General features: G+C 60.2%; 13 protein-coding genes and 2 pseudogenes. 6 read left to right on the top strand and 9 right to left on the bottom strand.

Annotated elements, in window-relative coordinates:
- Nucleotides 1-8: 8 nt before the first annotated feature.
- Nucleotides 9-446 carry a universal stress protein gene (locus PNAP_RS24155; protein ID WP_011798498.1) on the top strand — a complete coding sequence of 146 codons (438 nt, stop codon included), beginning with the start codon at nucleotides 9-11 and terminating at the stop codon, nucleotides 444-446.
- A 178-nt stretch (nucleotides 447-624) separates the two neighbouring features.
- Here the strand turns inward: PNAP_RS24155 and PNAP_RS24150 are convergent, their stop codons facing one another.
- Nucleotides 625-1,419: a DUF2182 domain-containing protein gene (locus PNAP_RS24150; protein WP_011798497.1), complete on the bottom strand. Its 795-nt coding sequence runs from the start codon at nucleotides 1,417-1,419 to the stop codon at nucleotides 625-627.
- Between the two features lie 132 nt (nucleotides 1,420-1,551).
- Between PNAP_RS24150 and PNAP_RS24145 the strand changes: the two genes are divergently transcribed.
- Nucleotides 1,552-2,166 carry a DUF1326 domain-containing protein gene (locus tag PNAP_RS24145; protein WP_011798496.1) on the top strand — a complete coding sequence of 205 codons (615 nt, stop codon included), beginning with the start codon at nucleotides 1,552-1,554 and terminating at the stop codon, nucleotides 2,164-2,166.
- A gap of 214 nt (nucleotides 2,167-2,380) precedes the next feature.
- Here PNAP_RS24145 and PNAP_RS28385 read toward each other — a convergent pair whose 3' ends face one another.
- The 4 genes and pseudogenes from PNAP_RS28385 to PNAP_RS24130 form a co-directional block, all read right to left on the bottom strand.
- Nucleotides 2,381-2,464: an H-NS family nucleoid-associated regulatory protein gene (locus tag PNAP_RS28385; protein WP_408633768.1), complete on the bottom strand. Its 84-nt coding sequence runs from the start codon at nucleotides 2,462-2,464 to the stop codon at nucleotides 2,381-2,383.
- A 41-nt stretch (nucleotides 2,465-2,505) separates the two neighbouring features.
- Nucleotides 2,506-2,742: an H-NS histone family protein gene (locus PNAP_RS24140; protein WP_011798495.1), complete on the bottom strand. Its 237-nt coding sequence runs from the start codon at nucleotides 2,740-2,742 to the stop codon at nucleotides 2,506-2,508.
- Nucleotides 2,743-2,888: 146 nt separating this feature from the next.
- Nucleotides 2,889-3,563: a hypothetical protein gene (locus tag PNAP_RS24135; protein WP_041377781.1), complete on the bottom strand. Its 675-nt coding sequence runs from the start codon at nucleotides 3,561-3,563 to the stop codon at nucleotides 2,889-2,891.
- Nucleotides 3,564-3,851: 288 nt separating this feature from the next.
- Nucleotides 3,852-4,953 (bottom strand): annotated as a pseudogene (locus PNAP_RS24130) (IS5 family transposase).
- A 189-nt stretch (nucleotides 4,954-5,142) separates the two neighbouring features.
- Here PNAP_RS24130 and PNAP_RS24125 point away from each other — a divergent pair.
- Nucleotides 5,143-6,213 carry an IS110 family RNA-guided transposase gene (locus PNAP_RS24125; protein WP_011798493.1) on the top strand — a complete coding sequence of 357 codons (1,071 nt, stop codon included), beginning with the start codon at nucleotides 5,143-5,145 and terminating at the stop codon, nucleotides 6,211-6,213.
- 717 nt (nucleotides 6,214-6,930) lie between these two features.
- Here the strand turns inward: PNAP_RS24125 and PNAP_RS24120 are convergent.
- The 4 genes and pseudogenes from PNAP_RS24120 to tnpB (PNAP_RS24105) all read right to left on the bottom strand — a co-directional run bounded on the left by PNAP_RS24120 (nucleotide 6,931) and on the right by tnpB (PNAP_RS24105) (nucleotide 11,268).
- On the bottom strand, nucleotides 6,931-7,947 hold the full coding sequence (locus tag PNAP_RS24120) for an IS110 family RNA-guided transposase (protein WP_011798492.1): 1,017 nt from the start codon (nucleotides 7,945-7,947) through the stop codon (nucleotides 6,931-6,933).
- Nucleotides 7,948-8,079: 132 nt separating this feature from the next.
- Entirely contained in the window at nucleotides 8,080-9,237 is a 1,158-nt protein-coding gene (locus tag PNAP_RS24115) for an IS701 family transposase (RefSeq protein WP_011798491.1), read from the bottom strand.
- A gap of 64 nt (nucleotides 9,238-9,301) precedes the next feature.
- A pseudogene (gene tnpC / locus PNAP_RS24110) lies at nucleotides 9,302-10,895 on the bottom strand (IS66 family transposase).
- Between the two features lie 82 nt (nucleotides 10,896-10,977).
- Complete coding sequence (tnpB, locus tag PNAP_RS24105; protein WP_198140745.1) at nucleotides 10,978-11,268, bottom strand: IS66 family insertion sequence element accessory protein TnpB; 291 nt, start codon at nucleotides 11,266-11,268, stop codon at nucleotides 10,978-10,980.
- 109 nt (nucleotides 11,269-11,377) lie between these two features.
- On the opposite strand from tnpB (PNAP_RS24105), the gene tnpA reads away from it, so the two are divergent.
- The 3 genes from tnpA to tnpC (PNAP_RS24090) all read left to right on the top strand — a co-directional run bounded on the left by tnpA (nucleotide 11,378) and on the right by tnpC (PNAP_RS24090) (nucleotide 13,564).
- A complete protein-coding gene (tnpA, locus tag PNAP_RS24100; protein ID WP_041377779.1) occupies nucleotides 11,378-11,737 on the top strand; it encodes an IS66-like element accessory protein TnpA in 360 nt (119 codons plus the stop codon).
- The gene (gene tnpB / locus PNAP_RS24095; protein WP_011798487.1) at nucleotides 11,734-12,075 is read left to right on the top strand and encodes an IS66 family insertion sequence element accessory protein TnpB; all 342 of its coding nucleotides are present in this window, start codon (nucleotides 11,734-11,736) and stop codon (nucleotides 12,073-12,075) included. Before tnpA ends, tnpB (PNAP_RS24095) begins: the two co-directional genes overlap by 4 nt.
- Before the next feature lie 82 nt (nucleotides 12,076-12,157).
- Complete coding sequence (gene tnpC, locus PNAP_RS24090; RefSeq protein ID WP_011798486.1) at nucleotides 12,158-13,564, top strand: IS66 family transposase; 1,407 nt, start codon at nucleotides 12,158-12,160, stop codon at nucleotides 13,562-13,564.
- Nucleotides 13,565-13,576: the final 12 nt, after the last annotated feature.

The following is a 13,576-nucleotide window of genomic DNA, read 5'->3' as shown; positions in this document are numbered from 1 at the left end:
GGCCTGCCATGTACAAACGAATCTTGCTGGCTTACGACGGTTCTGCCCCCGGGCAGCAGGCCTTGCTGGACTGCCATGAAATTGCCCAGTGGAGCCATTCCGACCTGACGCTGATTGCCGTGATGCCATTTCCGCTGGCCTCCGTCGGGACGGAGGGCGTCGTCTATAACGAAACGGTGCAGGAAAGCGAAAAAACCCGCTACCAGGGAATCCTCGACACTGGCGTGCGCAGGCTGGCCGATGCGGGCTTGAGCGCGCGCGGCGAGGTGGTGATCGGGGATGCGGTGAGTGAAATCACGCAGTATGCCCGCCGGATCGGGGCCGACCTGATCGTGGTGGGTCACAAGCATCTGGACGGATGGGCCGCGCGCTGGTGGCGGGGCTCGGTCTCCAAGGCGCTGATCGAGCAGGCACCGTGCAGCGTGCTGGTCGTGATCACGCAGTGAAAGGGCCCGGCATGCAGCATGGCGTCGACACGACGTTTTCAAGCCGCCTGTGTCCGCACGTCAATGGGCGCCACGCTCATCCTGAACGAGCGGCCCTGGCATGCCGGCAAGGTCAAGTGCCTGTTCAGGGATGCACAAGCACGCTTGCCTGCGCCAGCCAACCGGGCTGCCTTCCTTCCTAAGCCATGAGCACCACCAGCTTGAGCAGCCCGGCGGCCATCAGCACCAGCCCGAGGGCTTTGGCCATTCGCTCCCCACCGGGCGCAAGTTTCTCGATCGCCACGGCCATCGACAGCGCAGCGATCCAGGCCAGGTTCATCACCCCACCCACGAACAGCAAGGCCATCAGCGCCCAGCAGCAGCCCAGGCACAACAGTCCGTGCTGCACGCCCATGACAAAGGCCCCGGATACGCCAGCGCGCCACTGCCCGAGCAAAAAAACCACCGGCGTGCGACAGCGCGACAGGCACAGGTGTTTGAGCCGCGAAAACTGATACAGGCCGGCAGCGACAAGCAGCAGTCCCGTCAGCCAGGCGGACGTGCTGACGATCATGGGGTTGACCCAGCCCATGGCCTGCAACGCCCACTGTGCGGCCGCCGCCCCCGCGCTGAAGGTGAGCCAGATCAGCACATAGGCGGCAACGAAGCTGCATCCTCGCGCCCGCTGTCGGCTGCGCCCGCTGAGGTTGACGAACGTCAGGACCATGGGCAGCGCCGAGGGCAGCATCATCGCGGCCATCATGAGCGACCACATGGTCCAGATCGCCAGCATGTTGGCGACGCTCCACTTCGAAGAGACCGGCATCGTCAGTTGGGCAAAAGGGTGCTCCATGTCAACCGCCATCCAGGCCAGGACCGCCCAGCCGATGACGCTCACGGCCAGGATGCACATCGTCAGCATGGGCTGGCGGGCAACGAGGGAACCCAGGCCTGGTGGCGGCTTGTTCCCCGAAGCACGCTCTTGCTGTTGCATCGATCCCTTCCCTTCATGCGTTGACGGCCCGAAAGCCGCATTGCACACGCTCAAACATCGGCATAAACTGGTTTGACCATAGATCTTCTGCAGGCCGGCGGCAAGCCGACCTTTTCCTGAAGGAGTATCGCGATGTCTAGCTGGACTATCACCGGGCAATACATGGAGACATGCAATTGCGCATTTCTTTGCCCCTGCCTCACCTCCAACCTCACAGCGCAGCCGACCGAAGGCGACTGCAAGGCTGCGGTCGCCCTGCACATCGACAAAGGCGAGAAAGACGGTGTCAGACTGGGCGGCCTGTCGTTCATTGTGATGCTGCATTCGCCGGGCCCGATGGGTCAGGGCGACATCGCCGTCGGGCTTATCGTGGACGAAACGGCTTCGCCGCCGCAAGTGGAGGCGATCCGTGCGATTGCCACCGGGTCAGCCGGGGGGCCGATGGCCATGCTCGCACCGCTCGTTGGCCGCATCGCAGGCGTCGAGCGGCGGCCGATCCGCTTCGAGGCCAACGGACTGATGTATTCAGTGAGCGCTGGAGAACTGGTGAACCAGGCTTGCGAAGGACTGGCAAGTGTCACCGCGCCTGGCCAGGCCATCGGCATTGACAACATCGCGCATCCCGTCAATAGCCGGCTGTCTCTTGCCAGGGCGACGCGCAGCCGCTTTCACGCATTCGGCATTGACTGGGAGGACGCAACCGGCATGCGCAACGGGCACTTTGCGCCCTTTGCCTGGGCGGGTTGATTCCGTCCGGGTGTTCGTTCAACCCATGGGGGCGTCAGCGCCCCCATGCAAAAAAACCGGCTCAGCCATGGGGCAACCGGGCTGGGCGGCTTCCTGCCGGGGACGCTCAACGATCGATTGGTTTCACATGCCGGGCGAGCCAGCATGGCGCCGTGCCTGAAAGGCGGCCCGATTCAAGCCGCTTTTTTTTACGCTGTTGCTGCCCTGCCCTACCCTACGCTGCCGCGTCCTGGCGGATCAGGAAATCCTCCCGGGCTTTTCCTTCTGCGATCAAGTCTTTGAGCCACTTGGGCGCCATTCCGTGGCCGGTCTACTGCTGACCCTCGGGTCCGCGGTACTTCATTGGCGAAGGCACTGCCGGCTTCTTGCCCTTGGGGGGCTCGACGGTCTGGCCAGCGGCTGCCTGGGCTTTGGGGCCTTGGCAGCGGGACGGCTGAGCTCCTCGGCGGTGATGCCATAGGCGGCCATTTGCTCGCGCAGTTCGGCAAGGATGGCGCGCCGGTTCTTTTTCTGCAGATCCGCGGCCTGCTTTTGCATCTCGGCAATTTGCTGGCGGAGCTCGCCAAGTTCATTCATATTCGGTTTTTGGCGAGTTGACCCAGGCACCTATCCTGCTGCGCCTGAGGCAGCGAGCCTTCGTTGTTCAGTTTCCTCCAGGCGATCATCCATAGGCTGCATCAGCCGGGTTTGCATTTCAAAAACATGCTTCAAACGGGTAAAAGTCAAGTTAAGGAGTCGTTGCTCGACACCTTTTGCACCCACACATCCCCAGGCCATAATTCTTTCCAAAGTTTAATAATTGCATCTTTGTTATCAGGCTTCGCAGCAACCAATCGCATAAACTCTTTCCGCCCTTCAGGAGCCTGTAACCGGCCATGCTTTTCTGGCTCGAACGCATTGGCAAAATCGGACGAAAGTCGATGAGGAAGTAAATCTTTTAGCGCCAGCGCCCGGTTATGGGCTTCGACCGGTCCCGGCGCACTGATCAGTGCTTCTGCGACTTTGAGATCGAAATCCCTTTGTGATTCTTCCTGAAGCGCCTGCCTCGTAAGGTCCGCTTGCTGCTTCTGGGTTCTTACGCTGAAGCCGATCGTTGCTGCAACGACTAATAGTGGAATCACAATGGATAGAGCGGAAATCCATGCCTTTGTACGTTCAATATCTATGCTGTCGCGATACTTTTCGCGTTCGAAGTCAAACTTCTTAATCTCGAGATCAAGCTTATAGCGTTCAATATCGCTGACTGTAGAAATCACCGAGTGCGACGTTCCCGGCGGCTCACCAGCTTGAGCTTGATGCAAGGTCGAATTGTCGGTCTCCTGCGCTATTACAAATAGAGATGGGCAAGCGAGCATTAAGCAAATACTGGTTGCCAGTAGAAGTTTCGAGACGAGCATCAAGCCCTCCGTTTATTTAACTTGTTGAGCAAATAGCATACGGATGATCCTCGAGTGGAAAACCAAGTTAAGCCATACGGATATAAAAAATCACAAATATTGCTTCAATTTACATGAATGGTTTATTTCATGAGGCAGTCTTAGCAGGCCTGAAATACTGACTGCGCCCGCGCAGCAACTGTCTCGAAGTGGTTTGTTTTTGCAGTTATCTTTCATATTTTTAAAGCACAGTGCCTTTTTGAACTCCTGTTGGTGGCTTGAAAGTACGCCTGTCGCCTTTTTCTTCACTTATTGCCCTTGCAGACGGATTTGTCCCAAAGTGCGCATGCGCGTGAGGTTGTACGCGGCCATCGTCAGCACAAACATCTGGTCAACGCGTTCCAAGCCGCGCACCATCACCTGCCGAATACGGCCCACCGTTTTGGCCCAGCCAAAACCCTGCTCGATGAGCTTTCTCTTTTGCTGCGAAACGGCGTAGCCGTCTGTCTGCGCAATTGCATTAGGCACCGCCGAGCGCCTGCCGGAGGTGTTTTGCGCCACATGCGGCGTGACGCCCATCTCCAGGCACGCCTCGATGAACTCCTGGGCGTCATAGCCCTTGTCCGCGCCCAGCGTGATGGCGGTTTGCTCATCAGGCAACACCTGCCTGGCATCGTTAATTCAATAGCCTTGGCCGCTTCGCGTTCGGCGTAGCCGTCGGCCTGCGTCACCAGCGCGCTGGCAATCAGGCCGTGGCGGTTGTCGCTCAGCGTGTGGCCCATGAAGCGCAGTTCACTGGCCGTTTTCCCCTTGCGGTACAGCCTGGCGTCGGCATCAGTGCTTGATTCGTGCGTCTCGTTCGAGCGCGTCTGCCCCTTGAAACTGCCGCCTCCCTGGTCGCCGTCGCTGCCGTCCTTGCGCACAAAGCTCTTGTGGCTCGCCCAGGCCTGAATTGAAGAGTGCCGTCCACGCTGAAGTGCTCGCCCGAGAGCCAGCCGTGCTCCTCGGCGCCTTGCAGCACATGGTTGAACAACTCGATGACCGCATCGTGCGCCAGCAAGCGCTCGCGGTTTTTCGTGAACACCGTGGGCACCCACACCGCCTCCTCCATGGCCAGGCCGATGAACCAGCGGTAGAGAAGGTTGTACTGCACCTGCTCCATGAGTTGGCGTTCCGAGCGGATGCTGTAGAACACCTGAAGCAGCATGGCGCGCAGCAGTTTCTCAGGCGCGATGCTGGGCCGCCCGCCTTGGCTGTGTGGCTCATACATCCCGGCAAACAACCCGTCCATCTTTCCCAGCGCCTCGTTGACCATCTGGCGTATCGCGCGCAGAGGATGGTCGGGCGGCACGAAGTCTTCCAGGCGATGCAGCGTGAACGGGCTTTCGGTGAAGGTGTCGGCTCCGCGCATGGGTGGACTGGGTTGGTATCGGGTCAGAAAAAGGACTGCTTCAGATTATCGGGTGAGCCTGAAAACCGGCAGACTTCGCTTCGAGGTATTTCAGCAAATACGAAGGGACTCCCCACTTTCTGGTAGCGGCATCAAGTGCCAAGATTGGTTTGTGGAAGTCAATCTAAAACCTTTGAAAGGGGAAGTCCCATGAGCGAGATTACACGAGTCGGAGTGGATTTGGCAAAATCCGTGATCCAGGTAAACGCCGTTGATGCGGGTGGCAAACTCGTCACCAACCGGCAACTCAGCCGAGACAAGTTTGTGTCATGGTGCGGGCAGCTACCGGCAGGCTGCCTAGTGGCGATGGAGGCCTGTGGTGGCTCCCACTATTGGACCCGCAAACTCATGGCTTTGGGGTTGAACGTAAAAATCATCGCACCCCACCTGGTGGCACCCTATCGTCTGCAGGGCAAAGGTGGCAAGAATGACGCCAATGATGCCGCAGCCATTTGCGAAGCGGCGTCCAGGCCAACCATGCGCTTTGTCCCACTCAAAACCACGGTTCAGCAAGGCATATTGTGCGTGCACAGATTACGCGAGGGGTTGAAAGAAGAACGCACAGCGAGCATCAATCGCATCCGGGGCATGTTGGCTGAATTCGGCCTGGTGGCGTCCAAGAGCCCGGAGAAATTGCGCGAGAAGTTGACCGACATGCTGGAGGACGCCGGTAATGATCTTTGCGGGTTGGCGCGACTGGTCGTCCAAGAGGCCTATGACCACTGGAAAGACATTGATGAGCGCATCAAATGGTGCGATGAACGCATCACTGCGCATGTCAAGGATGACGCGCAAGCCAAGGCTGCCAAAGCGCTTATGGGCGTTGGCCCGGTGACGGCCTCGGCTGTGGTGGCAACAGTGGGCGACTTCAATCAGTTCAAGAATGGCGCACAGTTTGGAGCCTGGTTGGGATTGACGCCGAGACAAAACTCCAGCGGGGGCAAGAACAGTCTGGGCGGCATCACCAAGCGCGGCGACATGTACCTGCGCATGTTGCTGATACAGGGTGCAAAGTCAGTGGTGATGACGGCACAAAAGCGCGATGACCCTATCTCAAAGTGGCTGTATCAACTGCGAGAAAAATCGGGCTGGCAAAAGGCGGCCGTGGCAATGGCAAACAAAAATGCGCGCATCTTGTGGGCCATGATGACCAAAGGATGTCGCTTTGATCCCAGGCATTTGAGTGTCAACCCAGCTTGTGCGGCAACAGCAATGACGTAGTTGAGTCGACAGGCATATTTCTGCAGGACGTGAAATTGAAGATGCAGTAGACAGGTCAGACCGGTGGTGGGAAAACTCGATAACAGGCAAGGGAATGCTTCGGCATCGTCCCGTTCAGCAAATGGAGTCCCGCCAAGCGGTTCGTATCTGGGGTCGCACCATCCGTGCAATAAGCCCGTCTGTAAGTGTGCAGTCTGTTCCTCGTTTCCTAGCCGCTTCACCTCACGCCAACGCTGAATAGTGTAATCAAGGAAAAGCAATTTAATCAGTAGCAGCAATACTTGACTGTGTGGGGAGTCCCTGTAAGTCCCTGTAAGTCCCTGTAGGCCTGTTAGCTCGGCTACAAGGGCGTCCCCACCTTTGTCAAACAGATTTCCACCGTGGTTGAATCGCGTAGCGATTGACCACGGAACCTGACTTCTTCATTTCATCGTCACCCTGTCGATGCTGTGTCGTTGCCTGGTGAGCGCAAGGCATGTGGACGGCGAGACTACAACCGGTCATTTCTTGCTGCATTATTTGCAGCGGACCCTGATGAAAGACGCGCGCCGAGGGCTCCATTCTTTATTCAAGGCTCAGGGCTGATTGCTTACCCTGTTGACCTTCTCGAGCTTAACGAGCATTCCCCGGCGCAGGTCCCAACCTTTGACTCATCAACGACAAGTCATTCCACGGTGACGTCTACAAACTTCTGGATACGTTGGTGTCTGCGTCAGCTCACGCGGGCATCTTGAACGCCTCCCCGCGCTGCAGCATGGCCCAGCACATCCGGGCGTTCTTGGCCGCAATGGCCACGACCGCCTTCCAGTAACCCCGGCGTTCCTGTACCGAAATAGCCCAGCGGCTTACCGGGTCCGTCTTGTTCTTCGCCGTTGCCAGCGCCGCCCTGGCGCCCAGGACCAGCAAGGTGCGCAGGTAGCTGTCTCCCGCCTTGGTGATTCGCCCCAGGCGCTGCTTGCCGCCCGAGCTGTACTGGCCAGGCACCAGGCCCAGCCAGGCGCAGAACTGGCGCCCGCAACTGAAGTCGTGGCCTTTGCCCACCGTGGCCACGATGGCGCTGGCCGTGGTGGGGCCAATGCCGCTGAGGTGCATGAGTTGGCGGGACTGCGGGTCCTCGGCGGCGGCCTGGGCGATGTACTTGTCGTATTGGGCGATGCGTTCATCGAGGTGGGTGAGCTCGCTCAAGGCATCTCCGACCACCGTGTTGCACCAGCCCGGCAGGTCTTCGAGGTGTTTGTGCGCTTCCAGGCGCACGGTCGCCGCCTTGAGCGGCAGCACGATGCCCAATTCTGACAGCAGGCCGCGGATGCGGTTGATCAGGGCGGTGCGCTGCTCCACGTAGCCCTGGCGTGCGCGGTGCACGAACAGGCGGGACTGCTGCTCGATGCTCTTGAGCGGAACAAAACGCATGTTGGGACGCGCCACCGCCTCACAGATGGCCGCAGCATCGGCGGCATCATTCTTGCCGCGTTTGCCGCTCATGCGGTAGGGAGCCACAAACTTGGGTGCCATCAGACGCACGGTATGGCCAAACCTGGAAAATTCACGCGCCCAGTGATGGGCGCCGCTGCACGCTTCCATGCCGATCAGGCAGGGCGGCACGTTGGCGATAAGTTCCATCAGTTTGGCGCGTGGGACTTCGGGCCGCACCAGCTCGGGCTTGCCGGACTCATTGACCCCATGCACGGCAAAGACGCTTTTGGCGAGATCGATTCCGATGGTAATAATGGCCATGATTTCCCCCTCCGAATGAGTTGATGATGAAAAGTTTGACCTCTCCATCGTGGCACTGAGTTGCCGTAAACCGCAACTTCAACGGGTCGCAACTCGCTCGGGACGGGGACGTCCCTTTCATTCTTTATCCATTCAAGCCGCATAACAAAGCGTGTCGATAAAGCGATCGACCAGAGGGCGCGGGATTTTCATCATGTCCGCTTCGTTGTGCGAGGTTGAAAAATACGCATGGCTCCATAACTCGCGGCGCACGTAGGCGATGGTGTCAGAGAACGTAGCCTGTGGTTTGGGATACCAGGCGGCGCAGCGCCGGTAGAGCTGCCCGGTCGAGAACAAATCCTGCGCAGCCAGCGTGACGAGGGAATAAAGTCCAAACAGGCACGGTGTGGTGCGCGCAATCGCCTTGTCCGACCACTGCCGCTGGGTCTCGACGCCCAGATGCGCACGCGCTTCCTCGAACGTGACCTCTACCTGCCAGCGCTGCACGAAGCAATCGAGGATAAAAGCGGGTGTGGCCTCTGGTGCCGTACACAGCAAGGCCTGGGTCTCGAATTGTTTGAGCGGATCGCGAATCAAGACCCAGCGAAGCACAATGGGCACCATGCCGGAGTGGTACCACACGGCCGTGCCGCTGGCGACCTCGACCGCCCGGTCGTGCTCGCCATACCAAAAGGGCATTGTCAGCGCGGTCCAGGCGGTGGCCGGATTGGCCAGCACCTGGCTTAGCGCGGGCAGGCGTTCGCCCTTGAGGCGCGTGCGTCCGCGTTGGCCAGCGCAGCGCTCGGGCGCTGGCGCATACAGCGCGGCATCCAGGCGCAAGTGGGTGATGACACAAGCATGACGCCGGGTTGCACCGAGAAAGTCCAGCGCGGCAAAGGCACTGTCGGCCACGATGACAATTTGCCGACCTGGCAGCCATCGGCGGACCTGCTGGACCATCTGGCGTGCCCAGTCGGTGAGCTTCTTGTGCCGCCGGCCCTGGCTGTCGTGGCAGCGCTGGGATGGGCACAGCGTGGTGAGGAACGGCAGCGCCCAGACCCGGGCGGCCCACGGGATGGGTACCAAGAGCATCATGCACAGCCAGCGCAGGCCGCTGACCTTCACGAAATGGCTGCGCGAGGAGCGCACCGGGTCGCGGTAGATGCCGCGCGCGGCAATGCGCGCGCCCCAGCGCCGCTCGATCGTGTCGTCCAGCCCGAAGATCAACGGCCCCTCGGGCGCAAAAGCGCGCACCAGGAGCCGCAGCAAGATCCGGCTGGCCGCCAGGCTCGACCATGCGGCGCGGTTCAATACCCGGTGGTAGGTCTGGAAGTGCGTAAGCGTCTTGGCACGGCACCTTGACCGCGCTGCCGATTCAGGATTGCGGTTGCCAGCGGTGAGGCAGTAGTTCGTCGATGCGAGAGTTCATGTGGCCAGGCAGCCTGGTTAGCACATCCTTCAGATAAGCCCAGGGGTCATGGCCATGCAGCTTTGCCGACTGCAACAAAACTCATCACGACGGCGGCCCGCTGGCCGGCCAGTTCGCTGCCGGCAAACAACCATGCCCGGCGCCCCATTGCCCATGGCCGAATCAGATTTTCGAGATGGTTGTTATCAATCTGGACGTTGCCGTCGGCCAGATAAGTTGTCAGCGCTTCCCAGCGGTTCAGGCTGTAGTCAATCGCTTTGGCCGTGGCACTGCCCTCGGGCACGCGTTGCCTCTCCCGCTTCAGCCAGGCGTGCAGGTCCTTGCAAAGCGGCTTTGCGCTCGATTGCCTGATAGAGAGTCGATCTTCGGGCGACAAGCCTTTGACCTGGCGCTCGATCTGGTAGAGCGCGGCAATGCGCTGTATCACTTGCGTGCCCACCGGACTCAGGCGGTCCTTGACCAGTTCATCAAACTTGCGACGCGCGTGCGCCAGGCAAGCTGCGCCGACGCGGCTCTCCTGCTTCAGGACCTGGTCGTACACCCCGTACCCGTCGGAGATCAGCGTGCCCGACCAGCCCTTGAGAAATTCAAGCGGGTACTTGGCCCCTCTGCCCAGGCAAAATTCATACACCACGCCGGGTGAAACATCAAAGCCGCTTCTAGCATAAGCCCAGACGTAGGCCCGCTTGGTCTTGCCCGCGCCGGGGTCCAGCATGGCCACTGGCGTCTCGTCGGCATGAACCACCGCGCAGCTGAGGACAAACTCCCGGTGCGCCGCATACAGGGGCACAAGGGCAGCGCCTGCCTGGCCAGACCACGATGCCAGCGTCGAGCGCGGCGTGTGAACGCCAGAGCGGGCGTTGATTTGTTCTTGCCGGTAATACGGAATGTGATCGACGAAGCGGCTCACGGCAGTGTGTGCCACCAGGCCTGCCGTGGGCATGCCTTTGTCGATGATCTGTGGCCCCACCGGTTCTTGTACCAGGGTCTGGCAGCACTTGCAGGCCCATTTGCCGCGGATGTGGCGGTGCACGAAGAATTCGGCTGGAATGATGTCCAGGCGTTCGCTCACGTCTTCACCGATACGCACCATGGCCTGACCGCATCCGCAGGTTGTGTTCTCTGGCTCGTGGTGGTGTTCGACCCGTTTGAGGTGTTCTGGCAGGGCTTGACGTTTGGGCTTACGGCGGGTGTCATGCTCGGTGTCTGCCGTGTCGCCAGAATCCTTGGCGACCGCCTTCAGTGCTGCAAGTTGTGCTTCCAAATCCGCCTGGTCGGCCGCCAGCGTTTCTTCAAACAACTGGCGCTGCTCAGCATTCATGCGCTCGGTCTTGGCATCAAAGCGCCAAGCCTTCAGGCGGCGCAGCTCAAACAGGATGCTCTGGATACGCGCTTCCTTGAACTCGATGGTCTTCGCCTGCGAGTCAATTTGCTGGCTTTGCTGGCCAATGTGCTGGAGAACCTTGGCCGCCAACGCTGCAGCGGCCTCAGGGCCCAGACCGACGAAGTCCTGAGCGCTGAGGGTGTGCACGTTGAGCATGCTGTCATTGTGCAAAAGGCGCACAGCGATTGGAACTAGGGCATCTGCCAATTGCCCTGCGACACCGGCTGCGCCACAGTCGTCACAAGTGCGTAATGGTCTGCATTTGTTCCAGCCGACTCCAGGGAAGGCCGAGCACCAGCGCATCGAATTGTGGCTTGGTCAATGTGATGGATGTCGCCATATCGGCACCACCGCGTGGCCATTCAAAACCACCCTGATTGAGCCGCCGGGCCGCACACCACAGGCCGAAGCCATCGTGCAGCAGTAGTTTGATGCGGTTGCCACGGGCGTTGGCAAACAGGTATCCATGGTGGGCCTGGGCAACCCCGAACACCTGCACCACCCGGGCCAGCAAGCGCTCCGTTCCCATGCGCATGTCGATGGGAGCTGTTGCCAGGTATGCGGCTGGGCATCACATATTGAATCAGTAGCGTAGCCAGGCGACGATGGTGTCCACCAAGAACTCAAGTGGACACCTCATGGAACACTCCAAAACGCTTGCCCGACGGCCTCACAGCGAGGCGTTCAGGACGCAAGTTTTGAGCGAATGCAGCCAGCCAGGCGCTTGCGTCGCAGCGATCGCACTGGCCCATGGGCTCAACGCCAATCTCGTGCACAAATGGCGCCGCAAGGCCCGCCAGGCGCCGGCGGACGGCACGCGGCAACGGCCCGAATGTGCCGGCTTCGTTGCACTGGCATTGCCCTGTGCACAGCAGGCCGCACCCGCGCTGCCGGACATTCATATGGAACTGCGCCGAGGCGCTGCCACTATTGAAGTGCGCTGGCCCGTTGCCGCCGCGGCAGAGTGCGCGGCCTGGCTACGCGAGTGGCTGCGATGATCCGCATCGACGCGCTGTGGCTGGCAACAGCTCCCATCGACATGCGCATGGGAACGGAGCGCTTGCTGGCCCGGGTGGTGCAGGTGTTCGGGGTTGCCCAGGCCCACCATGGATACCTGTTTGCCAACGCCCGTGGCAACCGCATCAAACTACTGCTGCACGATGGCTTCGGCCTGTGGTGTGCGGCCCGGCGGCTCAATCAGGGTGGTTTTGAATGGCCACGCGGTGGTGCCGATATGGCGACATCCATCACATTGACCAAGCCACAATTCGATGCGCTGGTGCTCGGCCTTCCCTGGAGTCGGCTGGAACAAATGCAGACCATTACGCACTTGTGACGACTGTGGCGCAGCCGGTGTCGCAGGGCAATTGGCAGATGCCCTAGTTCCAATCGCTGTGCGCCTTTTGCACAATGACAGCATGCTCAACGTGCACACCCTCAGCGCTCAGGACTTCGTCGGTCTGGGCCCTGAGGCCGCTGCAGCGTTGGCGGCCAAGGTTCTCCAGCACATTGGCCAGCAAAGCCAGCAAATTGACTCGCAGGCGAAGACCATCGAGTTCAAGGAAGCGCGTATCCAGAGCATCCTGTTTGAGCTGCGCCGCCTGAAGGCTTGGCGCTTTGATGCCAAGACCGAGCGCATGAATGCTGAGCAGCGCCAGTTGTTTGAAGAAACGCTGGCGGCCGACCAGGCGGATTTGGAAGCACAACTTGCAGCACTGAAGGCGGTCGCCAAGGATTCTGGCGACACGGCAGACACCGAGCATGACACCCGCCGTAAGCCCAAACGTCAAGCCCTGCCAGAACACCTCAAACGGGTCGAACACCACCACGAGCCAGAGAACACAACCTGCGGATGCGGTCAGGCCATGGTGCGTATCGGTGAAGACGTGAGCGAACGCCTGGACATCATTCCAGCCGAATTCTTCGTGCACCGCCACATCCGCGGCAAATGGGCCTGCAAGTGCTGCCAGACCCTGGTACAAGAACCGGTGGGGCCACAGATCATCGACAAAGGCATGCCCACGGCAGGCCTGGTGGCACACACTGCCGTGAGCCGCTTCGTCGATCACATTCCGTATTACCGGCAAGAACAAATCAACGCCCGCTCTGGCGTTCACACGCCGCGCTCGACGCTGGCATCGTGGTCTGGCCAGGCAGGCGCTGCCCTTGTGCCCCTGTATGCGGCGCACCGGGAGTTTGTCCTCAGCTGCGCGGTGGTTCATGCCGACGAGACGCCAGTGGCCATGCTGGACCCCGGCGCGGGCAAGACCAAGCGGGCCTACGTCTGGGCTTATGCTAGAAGCGGCTTTGATGTTTCACCCGGCGTGGTGTATGAATTTTGCCTGGGCAGAGGGGCCAAGTACCCGCTTGAATTTCTCAAGGGCTGGTCGGGCACGCTGATCTCCGACGGGTACGGGGTGTACGACCAGGTCCTGAAGCAGGAGAGCCGCGTCGGCGCAGCTTGCCTGGCGCACGCGCGTCGCAAGTTTGATGAACTGGTCAAGGACCGCCTGAGTCCGGTGGGCACGCAAGTGATACAGCGCATTGCCGCGCTCTACCAGATCGAGCGCCAGGTCAAAGGCTTGTCGCCCGAAGATCGACTCTCTATCAGGCAATCGAGCGCAAAGCCGCTTTGCAAGGACCTGCACGCCTGGCTGAAGCGGGAGAGGCAACGCGTGCCCGAGGGCAGTGCCACGGCCAAAGCGATTGACTACAGCCTGAACCGCTGGGAAGCGCTGACAACTTATCTGGCCGACGGCAACGTCCAGATTGATAACAACCATCTCGAAAATCTGATTCGGCCATGGGCAATGGCGTGTTCATAATGCCCCTCTTCG

Source organism: Polaromonas naphthalenivorans CJ2, from assembly GCF_000015505.1.
GTDB lineage: Bacteria > Pseudomonadota > Gammaproteobacteria > Burkholderiales > Burkholderiaceae_C > Polaromonas > Polaromonas naphthalenivorans.
The sequence above is the reverse complement of the archived record's forward strand: the minus strand, read 5'-3'. Positions and strand labels throughout refer to the sequence as shown.